Annotated in this window: 13 protein-coding genes; 5 read left to right on the top strand and 8 right to left on the bottom strand. The window is 44.5% G+C overall.

All coding sequences use genetic code 11. The annotated features are described in order from the left end of the window. Positions 1-29: 29 nt before the first annotated feature. Complete coding sequence (locus JZY04_RS02020) at positions 30-428, top strand: response regulator (protein ID WP_005781227.1); 399 nt, start codon at positions 30-32, stop codon at positions 426-428. Between the two features lie 78 nt (positions 429-506). Here JZY04_RS02020 and JZY04_RS02025 read toward each other — a convergent pair whose 3' ends face one another. Both JZY04_RS02025 and JZY04_RS02030 read right to left on the bottom strand, forming a co-directional pair. Continuing rightward, positions 507-2,756, bottom strand: a complete 2,250-nt coding sequence (locus JZY04_RS02025) for an inorganic phosphate transporter (protein WP_005808257.1) — start codon at positions 2,754-2,756, stop codon at positions 507-509. 65 nt (positions 2,757-2,821) lie between these two features. Beyond that, on the bottom strand, positions 2,822-4,897 hold the full coding sequence (locus JZY04_RS02030; RefSeq protein ID WP_122142496.1) for an RNA degradosome polyphosphate kinase: 2,076 nt from the start codon (positions 4,895-4,897) through the stop codon (positions 2,822-2,824). 56 nt (positions 4,898-4,953) lie between these two features. Between JZY04_RS02030 and JZY04_RS02035 the strand changes: the two genes are divergently transcribed. From JZY04_RS02035 to rfbB, 3 genes are all read left to right on the top strand, one after another. Next, complete coding sequence (locus JZY04_RS02035; protein ID WP_005808255.1) at positions 4,954-5,445, top strand: metallophosphoesterase; 492 nt, start codon at positions 4,954-4,956, stop codon at positions 5,443-5,445. A gap of 172 nt (positions 5,446-5,617) precedes the next feature. Continuing rightward, positions 5,618-6,481 (top strand): glucose-1-phosphate thymidylyltransferase RfbA, encoded by an 864-nt coding sequence (gene rfbA, locus JZY04_RS02040; RefSeq protein WP_005781220.1) that lies wholly within the window; start codon positions 5,618-5,620, stop codon positions 6,479-6,481. Positions 6,482-6,500: 19 nt separating this feature from the next. Then, complete coding sequence (gene rfbB / locus JZY04_RS02045) at positions 6,501-7,640, top strand: dTDP-glucose 4,6-dehydratase (protein ID WP_005821615.1); 1,140 nt, start codon at positions 6,501-6,503, stop codon at positions 7,638-7,640. On the opposite strand, the gene JZY04_RS02050 is transcribed toward rfbB, so the two are convergent. Continuing rightward, positions 7,637-8,533 (bottom strand): 1,4-dihydroxy-2-naphthoate polyprenyltransferase, encoded by an 897-nt coding sequence (locus tag JZY04_RS02050; protein ID WP_005808253.1) that lies wholly within the window; start codon positions 8,531-8,533, stop codon positions 7,637-7,639. The genes rfbB and JZY04_RS02050 overlap by 4 nt on opposite strands. Positions 8,534-8,634: 101 nt before the next feature. On the opposite strand from JZY04_RS02050, the gene JZY04_RS02055 reads away from it, so the two are divergent. Next, the gene (locus tag JZY04_RS02055; protein ID WP_122142561.1) at positions 8,635-9,690 is read left to right on the top strand and encodes a metallophosphoesterase; all 1,056 of its coding nucleotides are present in this window, start codon (positions 8,635-8,637) and stop codon (positions 9,688-9,690) included. On the opposite strand, the gene nadD is transcribed toward JZY04_RS02055, so the two are convergent. The 5 genes from nadD to JZY04_RS02080 form a co-directional block, all read right to left on the bottom strand. Beyond that, on the bottom strand, positions 9,662-10,252 hold the full coding sequence (gene nadD / locus JZY04_RS02060; RefSeq protein WP_122142497.1) for a nicotinate (nicotinamide) nucleotide adenylyltransferase: 591 nt from the start codon (positions 10,250-10,252) through the stop codon (positions 9,662-9,664). The two genes, JZY04_RS02055 and nadD, sit on opposite strands and share 29 nt — an antisense overlap. A 32-nt stretch (positions 10,253-10,284) precedes the next feature. Further along, complete coding sequence (gmk, locus tag JZY04_RS02065) at positions 10,285-10,899, bottom strand: guanylate kinase (RefSeq protein WP_050503154.1); 615 nt, start codon at positions 10,897-10,899, stop codon at positions 10,285-10,287. A 12-nt stretch (positions 10,900-10,911) separates the two neighbouring features. Continuing rightward, positions 10,912-11,790 (bottom strand): YicC/YloC family endoribonuclease, encoded by an 879-nt coding sequence (locus JZY04_RS02070; RefSeq protein ID WP_005781209.1) that lies wholly within the window; start codon positions 11,788-11,790, stop codon positions 10,912-10,914. Positions 11,791-12,418: 628 nt separating this feature from the next. Further along, positions 12,419-14,047, bottom strand: coding sequence for a histidine kinase (locus tag JZY04_RS02075; protein ID WP_122142499.1), 1,629 nt, complete (start codon positions 14,045-14,047; stop codon positions 12,419-12,421). Next, entirely contained in the window at positions 14,044-15,351 is a 1,308-nt protein-coding gene (locus JZY04_RS02080) for a sensor histidine kinase KdpD (RefSeq protein ID WP_122142500.1), read from the bottom strand. Before JZY04_RS02080 ends, JZY04_RS02075 begins: the two co-directional genes overlap by 4 nt. Positions 15,352-15,384 lie beyond the last annotated feature (33 nt).

The following is a 15,384-nucleotide window of genomic DNA, read 5'->3' on the forward strand; positions in this document are numbered from 1 at the left end:
TAGAATTAAAAGTAAACCTATTATATAAAATGGAAAATGAAGAAATAAAAAGTCTTCGTCCTCTTATTCTTGTGGCCGAAGATGATGATAGTAACTTCAAATTGATTAAAGCTATTATCGGTAAAAAATGCGACATTCTATGGGCAAAGAACGGTGAAGAAATGCTGAACTTATACCGTGATCACGGAAAAGAAGCGTGGGCTATTTTAATGGATATTAAGATGCCGATTATGAATGGACTGGAAGCAACCCGGATCATTCGTCAACAAGGAGCTACCCTGCCTATCATCATGCAGACTGCTTATGCCTTCAGTTCGGACCGGGATAATGCCATCGAGGCCGGTGCAACCGAGGTGCTGGTAAAGCCCATTACGGTAAGTGCTCTCCGGAATTGCCTAAATAGTTATTTCCCCGAGATTAAATGGTAAGATTATATCCTCTTAAAATAAATAGGGCTGACTTCAATAATGAAATCAGCCCTATTTATTTTAAGAGGATATTTGTTTTCAGATTTCTGTTTCCATTTGGAATTTACGGCTTACCTTCATTAGATTGATCGTGTAAGTCACTACGTTTTGTGCTTCTTGAATCATGGTCAGATAAACCATGCTCACTTTAATACTGCCTGTTTGGCTCTGGATACGCTGTAACTCCTGGCGCTTCAGATGTGAGAGTTGTGAGTTCAGTTCGTTTGCACGGCGTAAATCTTCCTCAAAGTTATTGTAATTGTTGGTTTCTAACTTCTGGCGGCATTGCTGGATCAGATAGGTGATGTCCTCGGCTACATCTCCGAATTCACCTTTCTGGATGGCATCCAGCGGATTGAAGTTATTGTCGATATGTTCAAGGCAGGGCTCGCACAGACGGCTGATACTGTATACCAATTCACTGGCAAAGTCATTTCCCTGATAGTAATAAAGTCCTTTTTCAAGTACGGTGTTATTATCCAGTTTGCACATTGCTACAGTCCCGGTGCGTTTCATCTGTTTGATCAGTTGTTTTTCGAATTTGGTAGATCCCATTGCTCTGCGTAGTCCGCGGAGGTTTTCGTGTAAGAACGATGTGACGGTCAGTTCGAAGTTTTGTTCTGCATATTCCAATACTTTGCCCAGTTCTTCACGTGTGTGTTTGCGCATCAACGACAAGGCTTCGTGGCTACTTGTAGCTTGCATCAGTTGTTTCAGGGTTTCATTGCCTTTTTCCTTTTCTTTTTTCTTCTTGTATATCAACTGGCTGCGGATCAATGTGAATGCTGCCAGTCCGATCAGTGCGATGATGGCAATGCTGCCTCCGAAATGGATGATCATAGCAACGAAGAAACAGATGGTGAAAGCAGCTCCGGCTGTGATGAACCATCCGCCAATGACACTTAGCACACCTGTGATGCGGTAAACGGCTGAATCACGTCCCCAGGCACGGTCGGCAAGTGAAGTACCCATGGCCACCATGAAAGTAACATAAGTGGTAGAGAGGGGGAGTTTCAGTGAAGTACCCACGGCGATCAGAAGGCCGGCAAGTACCAGATTGACAGAGGCACGAACCAGGTCGAATGCTGCTCCGTCGGCTATGATGGCTTCGTCTTTCCGGAAGCGGGTATCCATCCAGCGTTTGGCGCTTTCGGGAGTAATACGTGAAATGCCGTTGGCAAGCGTGAGGCTGAAGCGTACCAAGGTACGTGCTATCGGTGTGCTTCCGAAGTTCTCTTCTCCTTCATCCTGGCGGGAGAGGTCTACTGAAGTCTTGATTACTGCATGTGCTTTTTTGGAGGTGCACAAGGCATATACCATGATGGCTCCGGCACCTATAAGGAAGTACCACGGTGTTTTGGCTGAACCCATCAGTGAGGTCATCAGGAAACCATCAGGACCTACAGCGGTTCCGTTAGCTGTATAATCCATAAAAGAAGAGTAACCAGCCAAAGGTACACCGATGAAGTTGACAAGGTCGTTACCCGCAAATGCCAATGCCAATGCAAAAGTTCCCAGCAGGACAACTACTTTGAATACATTTACTTTCAACCAGTGTAATATCTGCATCAGGATGGTAGAGATGACGAAGAAACAGCTTACCAGCATCATTGTATTTTCTTGTACCCACTGCTTGTTTTCAGAAGTCATGAACGAGCTGTCCTTCAATCCTTTTATTACCATGAAATAGATGATGGCAGTGGAAGCAATGCCACCGAACAGGGCAATGCTGTATTTCATCTTGTTTTTATAATTGAATGTAAACACCATACGTGCCAACCACTGTACAAGCATACCGAAGAAGAAGGCAATGGCAACTGAGACAAAGATTGCCATGATGACGGACAGGGCTTTGTCGGTGTTGATAAGATCTCCCAGTCCCAGCGTGTCGCTGTTGTGCACTTTAATCAGTGCCAGGGCAAAAGTACCTCCGAGAAGTTCGAATACCATCGAAACGGTGGTGGAGGTAGGCATTCCCATTGAGTTGAAAACGTCGAGCAGGACGACGTCCGTCAGCATTACGGCAAGCAGGATGCACATGATTTCGGCAAAGTAGAAATGTTCCGGTTGGTAGATGCCGTGTCTTGCAATGTCCATCATGCCGTTTGATAAGGAGGCCCCGATGAAGATGCCGGCACCGGCTATAAACAATATTGTTTTGAAAGATGCCGCCTTCGCTCCGACAGCCGAATTCAGGAAATTTACCGCATCGTTACTTACGCCGACCATCAAATCGAATACGGCAAGCACGAATAGGAAGATAATGATACATAGATAAATTGTCTCCATAAATGTGTATGTTATTTCTGGCTGCAAAGGACGGATTTTCGTATTGCAGAGAAATGTCATACATGTTACAGAAATGTTTCATTCTTCTCTTTAAGGTAATTATAAAAGGTATACTGTGCCCTGACCGGTGCAGCACTTGCTTTGAATTTGAATATGTTATTCAGCTTTTCATCAACGAAGCAGGCCTTTTGATTGTCTGATAGCTGGATATGCAGCATGTCGACGATTTCTTCCCGTAATTCACTGTCGAGGACAGGCACCACGGCTTCTATTCGCCGGTACAAGTTTCGGCGCATCCAGTCGGGTGAACCCAGATATACTTTGGGGTGTCCGGCGTTACCGAAATACCAGATGCGGGCATGCTCCAGGAAACTGTCTACAATACGGGTGACACGTATGTTACGGCTGTATTCCTGTCCGGGGATCAGGCAACAAATGCCCCGCACAATCAGGTCTATTTTTACATCCCTTTGTGACGCTTCATAGAGTCGGTCGATCATGATAGGGTCCTGCAAGGCATTCATCTTCAGAATGATCCTGCCGCCTCTTCCTTTCTCGGCCAGTTCGATCTCCTTATCGATCAATCGGTTTAGTTCGGGAATCAGATTGAAACGGGCCACGAGCAGCCGGGTGAATTTGGGATTTTCTTTGCCGCGCAAGGTACGGAAGAGGTTGGTAAGGTCATGTACGATGACCGGATTGCTGGTGAATAATCCGCAGTCCGCATATAGCGTTGCTGTCTTTTCGTTGAAATTGCCGGTACTGATGTAAGCATAGCTGTGAATCTTTTCTCCGTTGAAACTACGGCGACGTATAAGGGCCACTTTGGCGTGAACTTTCAGTCCCGGTATACTATATATGATATTGATGCCGGCGGCTTTCATCATTTCGGCAGTGGCAAGGTTATTTTCTTCATCAAAGCGGGCTTTGAGTTCTACAAATACCGTTACTTTCTTGCCATTCTGTGCCGCGGCAATCAAGGTATTGATGACAGCCGAATTTTCCGCTACCCGATATTGCGTCACCATGATCTCCCGGGTCTCGGGATTGTGCACGGCTTCGTAAAGGAAATGAATGAAATGGTCGAAAGAGTGGTAAGGGTAGTATAATAACAGATCTTTCTTTTCTACGTAACTGAAAATAGACTCCTTATCATTCAGCCGGTTCAGTTTCATCGGTACAGGTTTCTCCATCCGGGGAATAGAATGGCTGGGATTGGGCAGATGGCGCAGGTCTTCCAGATTCAGATGTTTGTCTCCCGGTACCAACTCTTCACGTTGGATTCGGAAGGCATCTACCAGAAAGTCCAGAAAATCGTCAGGCATGGCACGGTCATATACAAAACGGCATACGGCACCTATCTTGCGTTTTTTAATCTTTTTCTTTACTTGCTCCACCAAATCGACGCTGCTGATGGTATCGTCTATCATGATGTCGGCATCTCTCGATATCTTGATGCAATAACTACAGTCCACTTCGTAGCCCGGGAAGATGACACCGATATTGGCTTTGATAATATCTTCGATAAACATCAGGTAATAATATTTCCCATGTTTGGGCAGTTCGATGAAACGGGGCACTTTACTATATGGCAGTTTCATTACAAAGTATTGCAAATGGTTGGCATCTTCTTTCTTTGTGTCTTTCAGAAACAGGCGGACAGCCAGGTAGAGCCGGTTGTCGCGTAGAAAAGAGATCACTTTGTCTTTGGATACCGGTACCGGTTGCAAGTAGGGAAATATCTCTTCGCGGAAAAAGTCTTTTACGAACTGCTGGTGAAAAGGCTCAACGTTACGGCTTTGGTAAAAAATGACATGGTTTTTGCGTAATGCAGGTATAATTTTCTTTTCATAAATGTGGATACGGTCTTCCAGTTGCCGGTTCACTTCCCTGTTGATTTCTTCCAGCAAAACCTTGGCTGACTGCTGGGATTCTTCTGATCCTTCTGTTACGCCGGAGGCAACAGCTTTGTGGTCGGCTACTCTGATTTTATAAAATTCTTCCAGGTTGGAAGAATAAATAGAGATAAAATTGATACGTTCGTAGAGTGGCAATCGATCGTTATCAGCTTCCAGAAGTACCCGGTAGTTGAATGACAGCCAACTGATATCTCTCTTAAAGTATTGGTATTTGTTTCCCATTTGCATATAAGGTTTGCCCAAATATAGTTACCTTTGCAGAGATAAACAAAGAAAGTATGACAAAAGTTGGCTTATTGTCCGACACACACGGCTGGTGGGACGAAAAATACTTGCAATATTTTGAAACTTGCGATGAAATCTGGCATGCCGGAGATATTGGTTCAGTGGAGGTAGCGCAGAAATTGGCGGCTTTCCGCCCTTTCCGTGCTGTGTATGGTAATATTGACGGGCAGGAAATTCGCCGGATGTTTCCTCAGGTGAATCGTTTTACGGTGGACGGTGCCGAAGTGCTGATGAAGCACATCGGGGGATATCCTGGAAATTATGACCCGTCTGTCAAGGGAAGCTTATTGGTGCATCCACCTAAGTTGTTTATCAGCGGACACTCGCATATATTAAAGGTAAAATATGATAAGACACTGGACATGCTTCATATCAATCCCGGTGCTGCGGGAATGTCCGGATTTCATAAAGTACGTACAATGGTCCGTTTTGCCATAGATAATGGTGTGTTCAAGGATTTGGAAGTGATTGAACTGGCCGGTTAATAAATTTGTATTTTTATTTTGTCACGTCAGATTTCTTTCCGTTCTTTGTCACAGGTTTGAGAGATGTAAGCCATAAGCAATGTGCTACAAATTACAAGTAACTGTGCGAGATACTTATGTATTGTTTATTACAGTATGTAACCTGTAGCCCGTAACTCATAATGTTCAAAATATGAAAGGAATTATTCTTGCCGGTGGCAGTGCCACCCGACTCTATCCGTTGTCAAAAGCCATATCGAAGCAAATGATGCCGGTGTATGACAAGCCGATGATATACTATCCGCTTTCTACATTGATGTTGGCCGGAATACGGGAAGTGCTGGTTATCTCTACTCCCCGTGACCTGCCGTTGTTCCGTGAACTTCTGGGTACCGGTGAGGAGTTTGGAATGTCCTTTTCATATCGGGTGCAAGAACAGCCGAATGGACTTGCTCAGGCTTTTGTATTGGGAGCTGACTTTCTGGATGGCGAACCGGGTTGCCTGATATTGGGAGATAATTTGTTTTATGGGCAGGGTTTCTCAGCCATGCTTCGCCGGGCGGCTACTCTTGAGAAGGGAGCTTGTATCTTTGGATATTATGTGAAAGATCCTCGTGCTTACGGAGTAGTGGAGTTCGATGAAAGTGGAAAGGTGATTTCGTTAGAGGAAAAGCCGGCTGTACCTAAAAGTAACTATGCGGTACCCGGACTTTATTTTTATGATGCCACGGTGACGGAAAAGGCACTTGCTCTGGAACCTTCTGTCCGGGGGGAATATGAAATAACTGATTTGAATAAATTATATCTCGGTGAGGGAACGCTGAAAGTGGAACTTTTCGGGCGCGGTTTTGCCTGGTTGGATACGGGAAACTGCAACAGCCTGCTTGAGGCATCCAACTTTGTAGCCACTATTCAGAACCGCCAGGGGTTTTATGTGAGCTGTATTGAAGAAATAGCTTGGCGTAACGGATGGATTTCTTCATCCCAATTGAAAGCTCTGGGCGAGAAGTTGGGAAAAACCGAATATGGTAAATATCTGATAGACTTAGCAAATTAATAAATCAATCATAAAGAATATGAAAACTTATCTTGTAACCGGTGCTGCCGGATTTATCGGTGCCAATTATCTGAAGTATATTCTGGCTAAACACAGCGATATCAAAGTGGTAGTGCTCGATGCACTGACTTATGCCGGAAATCTCGGAACAATTGCAAACGACATTGATAACGAACGTTGCTTTTTTGTAAAAGGTGATATTTGTGATCGTGAACTGGCTGACCGTCTTTTTGGTGAGTATAAATTTGACTATGTAGTTAACTTTGCTGCCGAAAGTCATGTAGACCGTAGCATTGAGAATCCTCAACTGTTCTTGATGACCAATATTTTGGGAACACAAAACCTGTTGGATGCGGCACGTCGTGCATGGGTGACCGGTAAGGATGAATACGGGTATCCTACCTGGCGTAAAGGAGTACGCTATCATCAGGTATCCACCGACGAAGTTTACGGTTCGCTGGGGGCTGAGGGGTATTTCCATGAAACAACTCCACTCTGTCCGCATAGCCCTTACAGTGCATCGAAGACCAGTGCCGATATGGTGGTTATGGCTTATCATGATACGTATAAGATGCCGGTGACCATCACCCGCTGTTCAAATAATTACGGTCCTTATCATTTCCCGGAGAAATTGATTCCGCTTATTATCAAGAATATTCTTGAGGGCAAGAAACTTCCGGTGTACGGTGATGGCAGCAATGTGCGCGACTGGCTGTACGTAGAAGATCATTGCAAGGCTATCGATTTGGTAGTTCGTGAAGGACTGGAAGGTGAAGTGTACAATGTGGGTGGACATAACGAAAAAACAAATCTTGAGATAGTGAAGTTGACCATTGCGACGATTCACCGCCTGATGTCGGAACATCCCGAATATCGTGAAGTATTGAAGAAGAAAGAAAAGAATGCCGATGGTGAAATCTCGGTTGACTGGATCAATGAAGACTTGATTACGTTTGTAAAGGACCGTCTGGGTCATGACCAGCGCTATGCTATCGATCCGACGAAAATCACCAATGCCTTGGGATGGTATCCCGAAACAAAATTCGAGGTGGGCATTGTGAAAACAATTGAATGGTATCTGAATAATCAGGAATGGGTAGAAGAAGTTACCAGCGGTGATTATCAGAAATATTACGAACGGATGTATAGCAAACGTTAACCGTTTATAATCAGTCCTATTGATAATAGGATCCCCATAAACAGCATATTTCGCGAAGTTTCGCCCAATATGCTGTTTAGCTTTTTACCGCTGTGTATCTGTACCATCTTTCTCCAGGTCCGGATATGAAAAAACAGGTAAAACTGAGGTAGGAGAGTCGCATATAAATGTCCGCTGAATAAAAACCAGAAACAGAGCCAAGCGGCTATGATGCCGAGCAACAGATAGAAATATCTTCCGAAAGGTTCACCGAAACGAACTACAACCGTCTTTTTCCCGCTTTTCCGGTCGGCATCCCGGTCCCGGTAATTATTAACTACCAGTAATGTATCTACAATCAGTCCGCACACCAATGAAGCAACCGTAACGTCCGGTGTCCAGTTGAGGGCCTGTACATAATAAGTACCGCCTACCGGGACAAAACCAAAAAACACGATGACTAATACGTCTCCCCATCCTTTGTAGGATAACGGGTAAGGACCTGTGGTATACAGGAAAGCAAATAATACACATAGCGCACCTACAAGGATCAATTCCCAGCCGCCATATAATAGGAGGCTACAACCAATCAGGCAGGCGAGGGCTACTGTTATGAATATGCCCTTCTTCATGGCGTTCGCCGAAATCCAGCCTTGTGCACAAGCACGTTCCGGACCGAGGCGGTCTTCCCGGTCGGTACCTTTCAGAAAGTCAAATAAGTCGTTGATAAAATTGGCGGCAATCTGCATTAAGCCGGCAAACAAACAACAGATTAATGCCGGTATCCAACTGAATTTTCCGTCGGCATAAGCCAATGCACAACCAATCATTACCGGGGTAATGGCACCTGCCAATGTTTTGGGACGGGCAGCAAGTATCCATGCCTGTAACGAGTTCCGTCTTACTTCTTCCATTCTCTTTTTCTATATAATTCGTTTCAAGAGAACAAAGATAGGGCAAAAAAATGTATATTTTTGCTTTTTTGCCTATCTTTGCGCTCCTGATATTAGAGAATATGAAGAAAACAATATACTTATTGGCGGCACTTTTATTGCTGCTTTCGTCCTGTAAATCAAAGAAAAACCTGGTTTCTCCGATTGCCCGTCCGGTATTGAATACCGATTCCATTCGTCCGGACAGCTCCGATGTAGTGGCCCGGTTGTTTGCTCCTGATACTTCCGGACTCAAAAAACTTTCTGCCAGACGGAAAGCAGCAGAAAAGGGGCAGGTTGCCTCTTCCGGGATAATGCGTTCGATTCCGCCTGTTGTAGCCCGGGGAACAAATATCACCAGTTCTGCTGTCAGTGTATCTTCTGTTTATCCGGGGATCGACCGGGTGAAAAGATACGAGTTCACCCATCGTGATGTTCCCGAAGCCTTTGATGGTTTCCGTATCGCCTTTATTTCGGACTTGCATTATAAAAGCCTTTTCAAGGAGAAAGGGCTGGAGAGTCTGGTACGTTTGCTTAACGCACAGCATGCCGATGTATTGTTGATGGGAGGTGATTACCAGGAAGGGTGTCAGTTTGTACCCGAACTTTTTGCGGCATTGGCTAAAGTGAAAACACCGTTGGGTACTTATGGTGTGATGGGAAATAACGACTATGAACGTTGTCATGATGAGATTATCCGTGAAATGAAGCGTTATGGCATGCGCCCTCTTGAACATCAGCTTGACACGTTGAGGCGTAATGGTGAGCAGATTATTCTGGCCGGTGTACGTAACCCGTTTGATCTTGCCAATAACGGTGTTTCTCCTACTCTGTCCCTCTCTTCATCGGATTTTGTGATTCTGTTGGTACACACTCCTGATTATGCCGAAGATGTGTCTGTCGCTAATTCTGATTTGGTGCTGGCCGGACACACGCATGGAGGGCAGGTACGTATTTTTGGCTATGCTCCCATCATTCCTTCGCATTATGGCAGTCGGTTCCTGACAGGATTGAAATATAATTCAGCTAAAATTCCGATGATTGTAACCAATGGGATCGGTACTTCAAACAAGAATATCCGTATTGGGGCACCGGCCGAAATTGTGATGATTACATTGCATCGTTTGCGGAATGAATAGCTTTGATTTTCGTGTACACAGCCGGGTGAAGGAAATAGCGCACATCTTTTCCGGCAGCCAGAGCTTGACGGATAAAGGTGGAACTGATTTCGAATATCGGAGAATGCGCTAAGTGTACGTTCGGGGGTAGTTGTGAGGCATCTACCGGAAAACCGGGACGAGGATAAACGAGTATTTTATTTTCTGAGACAATACGTTCCGATTCGAACCATTGGTCAAATACTTTCCAGTTGTCAGAGCCTATAATCAGTTGGAATTCCCTTTCGGGATATACTTCTTTCAGGCGGTTGAGTGTGTGGACAGTATAGGAGGGACGAGGTAAATGAAATTCAAAATCGGATGCACGGAATCGTGGATATCCTTCAATAGCAAGCTGTACCAGTTGCAGGCGCAGCTCGTCAGACCATAAATCTGCTTGCTTTTTGAAGGGGTTGTGCGGAGTGACCATAAACCAAACTTCATCCAGCCCTTCAAACTCGCACAGATAGTTGGCAAGTGCCAAGTGTCCGATGTGTATCGGGTTGAAAGAGCCGCTGAAGATTCCGGTTTTAGTTTTTTCCATATGCTATAATCACAAATAAGAGAACACAGATCTTATTCCGCATCGATACCCAGAAACTCTTTAATCACTTTTAATGCCTGTGCCTTGGCTGTTGCCAGGTCATCATTGATGATTACTTTGTCAAATTTCGGAGCGAAACTTAGTTCATATTCGGCTTTGGCTATTCTACTCTCAATGACCTCGGGAGCATCTGTGCCACGCCCGATCAGGCGGCGACGTAACTCCTCGATACAAGGGGGCTGGATAAAAAGTGAAAGTGCACGGTCACCATAGAATTTTTTTATGTTACAACCGCCCACCACATCTACATCGAACACTACGTTCTGGCCGGCAGCAAGCTGTTTCTCTACCTGTTCTTTTAAAGTTCCGTAAAATCGATCGGTATAAACTTCCTCGTATTCCAGAAATTCATTGTTTGCAATGCGTTGGCGGAATTCGTCGGGAGTGAGGAAAAAATATTCTACTCCATGCTTTTCATTTCCTCGTGGCGGACGGCTGGTAGCTGAAATGGAGAATGCAAGATTCAGCTGCTGGCCCAACAAATAGTTTATAATTGTCGACTTGCCCGATCCGGAAGGAGCAGAAAAGATGATGACTTTGGCTTCACCCTTTTGAGGTGGGGTAGTTATTTTTTCTGTTAAATTCATAATCTGTCGTTGTTACATCACATTCAGCACTTGTTCTTTGATCTGTTCCAGCTCATCTTTCATCTGTACCACAATCTTTTGCATTTCAGCATGATTCGATTTGCTGCCGAGCGTATTGATTTCACGTCCCATTTCCTGAGCGATGAATCCCAGCTTTTTACCTTGTCCGCTACCGTTTTCAAGGGTACTGATGAAATATTTCAGGTGGTTGCTCAAGCGTTGTTTCTCTTCATTGATGTCGAGTTTCTCGATGTAGTAAATCAGTTCCTGTTCAAGACGGTTTTTATCATAATCTACGCTCAGTGTTTTTTCCAGCGCATCTGTGATTCGTTCTTTAACTTTATCCACCCGTTCTTTTTCATAAGGTGTTACCGATTCAAGTAAACGATGAATGTTTTCAATCTTTTCACGGAACTTCTTTTCAAGGGCGGCACCCTCCTGCTTACGGAAATCTACTAAATGTGAAACAGCTTCCTTGACGGTTGCATATACTATTCCCCATTCTTCCTCGCTTAGCTCCTGTGTTTCGGTACGTGTCATCACGTCCGGCATGCGGAGCAGAGTCTGAAACCAGTCAGTGGGTACTGCAATGTGGAGGTTTTCGGAGATAGCTTTGATTTGGTTATAATATCCTTCTACCAATACCTGGTTGATGGGAGTGGCGGCTTCTGCGCACTCTTTCTTTTCCACCCAGAGGCTGAAGTCAACTTTTCCACGTTCCAGCACACGTGCAATTTCATTGCGGAGTTCCATCTCTTTTTCACGGTATGCCGGTGCGATTCGTGCCGACAAATCCATCGCTTTACTATTGAGCGATTTTATCTCTACATTAATCTTCTTATCGGGAAGTTCGGCAGTTGCTTTGCCATATCCCGTCATGGATTGTATCATATTACCAAAAGTTTTGTGCAAAAATACGGGATAATTTTAAGATAACCGCTGTAAATGGATAAAAAAGACATTTTGTTTAATCGGGCGGCACGGCTCTTTCATTTACTCCGCCTTCCTCTCATACAAAAAACACGTTTCGATCTTCCATCTTCCACCTTTGAGAATGCATGTCGTTGATTGTGAGATGTGTATATTGGTGGAAGATGCGGTTTTTATGCCATTTATCTTCCACCCCCATCTTCCATCTTCCACCCGCTGTTTTAGGGGATATTTCAGCAGTAACGGTTTGGAAAACAAATGGATATGTCCAATTTCTTATCCGTTAATCTCTCTAAAAGCATTTCATTTCCCTTACTCTCTTTAGTGCAAATGGTCGGATCCTTATCTCAGCCCGGGCATGCGGGCTCATCGGCCTGGGTATGCGGGCTCATCAGCCCGGGTATGTGGGCTTATCAGCCCAGGTATGCGGGATGGGATAAAGAGTTGTATGACAATGGTTAATCTACTACACTTCTCCGGTAATAGCCGGTCGGATTCTTTCTTAAAAAAGAAACAACGAAGCGCTGCTTCCGCATCGTTGTGTGCGAATGGAGGGTTTTGTGGGGGGGACAAGGGAGGAAGGCGGTTGTTAAATGAAAGAGCCGTGGTCCGGCGGAGCATCTTTTGCTTCTGCTGAACTTTCGTGGTAAGCCTTTTCGAGCATTTCATCCAATAGCGAAGTCAATTGCTGGCAGCTCTTTTTTATCTGTTCCGAACATTCTGCCTTTTGGGTGGGCGAAAGTGAAGTGCCTACTATCAGTTGAGTCTGTTTGTTGATGTGATTGAGAGGAATGTGCACATCGTTATACATCGACCGGATGAAGTTCGATTGCATTCGTTCGCTTTCCTGAGCCTTTTGGGTCTGGCGTAGCAACTCTTTTTGTAGTTTGCGGGTACGTTTCAGGTTGATTGAAAGATAAACAGTAAAGCCGATGACAACGAAAGTCAGTAGGATGGTACTGTAAAAAGCAATGTTCCTGATTCGGGTAATAATGTCCGCTTTTTCCAGTTCCAGTTGTGCGACTTCATTTTTTACCTGTATTTCTCCAAGTTCGCCGAGTTGTTCTTTACGGGTCAGTGAATCGGCCAGAAACATAGCCCGGTCGTAAACCTGACAGGATTCTTCGGCACGTCCCATTTCCCGGAGTAATTTGGCTTTGGTCTTATAGTGCGTCACCGAGGCCGTATTGATAGCCTTACCGGTTTCTACCATCTGGATCAGTGAATCACAAAAGGCGAGTGCTTGTGGATATTCGCCCAGACTACTGAAATAACTTTGACTTAAATCGTAGAAAAAAAGTTTATTGCGTAACAGGGCATCTCCTTTTCCGTGACGGACGTAGTTACAATAACGCAGATAATATTCATGTGCTTTCTGCCGCCCTATCAATTGATGGTTTAGCATCAGTTGCTGGTAGCACAGCACATATAAACTGTTTTTGTAGAAGTAAGGGCGCCGGCGGATTACATCTTCCCGACTGAAATATTCATCCAGTCTTTGCAAGTACTGGTTAGATACTTCCATCAGGCGTTTGCTGTCTTTCAGACTGCGGTAACTCACGCTTAGCATGATATATAGATTGCCTGTAAAGTTTTTGCGGGCAGTAGGTGGAAAACCCTCTGCCAAATTCCATCCTTCTTCCCAATAGGGGAGGGCGTTTTTATAATCTATATTTTCGGTCATAGCCATTAACAGATAATGGATCACTCCGGTGAGGAATAGACGTTCGGCCTTTTCATAAGGCGTTTCCGACTCTTTCCGGTCGTTCAGTTCCTGCTGTATCCGGTTGCAGACTTTTATCCTTTCTTCCCGGGGAGCAAGTTGCAGGAGCCGGGCTTTATAAGTCATTTTGTAATAGGTGGCAAGTCCCTCTTCATCTGAGTTTTCCAGCAACTTTTCTGCTTCGTTCAGCAGAAGGGTAAGTGAATCTTTCTTTTCCGGATCCTGCATATAGTGAATGGTGAGTGTGCTGAGAGATGCGCCGATGGCCATTTTATCGTCCGCTTTCTTCCCTTCGGTATAAACTTTCCGGGCGATTTCCAATTCATCGGGTGAGGAATCGGACAGGTCTAATATATTGATTAGTAATTCGGCACGTTGAGTAGGCTCTTTCGTTTTTTGCAGTATGTTTTGTAAACTGTCCTTGATCGAAGGGGCGGCTTGGGATATTGTTACAATGAATAGCAATATAATCCAGATGTAGTATTTCTTTTTCATTTCTTAGCGTTCTCCATCGGTAGGGTAAATATAAAGCGGGATCCTTTCGTATACGTCTTGTCAATGTAGATATCTCCTTGCATGTGCCTGATGATCAGTTTACAAAGGTAAAGTCCCAATCCGCTTCCTTGCCTGAAAGTATCCAGTTTGGTGAAGCGCCGGAAAACATATTCGTGCTTGTCCGTCGGTATTCCACATCCCGTATCTGTAACACTGACCATCAGCATCTTCCGTCTGCTGTCTTTCCGGCAACTGAGATTGATGAACCCCTGAGTCGTAAACTTATTGGCGTTGTTCAGCAAAGCCCGGAGCAATAAGCTGAGATATTGTGGGTGGGCATAGACTTTATAATCGTTCTCCGGTAAATTGAGTTGATAATCTATTTCCGGTTTTCCTTCCGTTTTTTCCAGATATTGCATTTCGAGACGGCAATAGTGGTTTATTTCTATAGGTTTCAGTGTGAGACTTGCTGTCAGGCTATCCAGATTGGCCACTTCTACCAGGCTATGGAGCAGTGAGGTGAGCAGACGGGTGTTTTCCTGAATAATAAGCTGGTAATCCTTTTGTTCTTCGGGAGTAGAGAAATCATCGCTTAATATTTCGGAGAAGCCGTTGATAGAATTGAGCGGTGTACGTATTTCGTGACAGATGGATTTGATAAAAGATGCTTTCACCTCTTCGCTCTCCTGTGCTTTGATGCTCTGTTGCAATACCTCTTTTTGAAGTCTTTGAGTCTTGGCCAGTGTCTGGTAGTAATATAAGCTGATGCAGATAGCTATGAACAAGATGCATAGGGCAAAGATGAAAGCTACCTGACGCTTTTCTGACTGCAAATTTATTTTTTCAAGTAATAATGTATTTACATCATGTTTCTGGCGGAGGGAGTCGACCTGTGCACCATACTCTTTCTTAATTAGTGAGTCGGAAACGATCATTGATCGGTCGTAGGCTGCGCAAGCCTCTTTATATCGGTGAAGACAACGCAACAGATGCCCTCTGTTCTGGTAAATTTCGACGATGTTGATGTTTTCCGGAGCTTTTCCTGCTTCTATGCTGCGGATTAGTGAGTCATGCCGTGCGAGTGCTTTTTCTTTTTGTGCTTGAGTGAGTGACAGGTAACAACTGTCGGGAAGGAACTTCCCCTTTGCAGATGTACCGTAGTCACTGTACTTTTCTGCCGGGCTGTCATTTGACAAAACGGCAAAATGCTTCGTTTCGCTTGATTCTGTAGCTTGTACGGTCGTCGGGATACCTGCCAACTCTACAAATAATAACAGCATTATATAGTAGCATGCCTGTTTCATCTCTAATTTTAAAACTTGTTATATTTATCTTTT

This window comes from Bacteroides sp. 11BF (genome assembly GCF_019633765.1).
GTDB classification, from domain to species: domain Bacteria; phylum Bacteroidota; class Bacteroidia; order Bacteroidales; family Bacteroidaceae; genus Bacteroides; species Bacteroides hominis.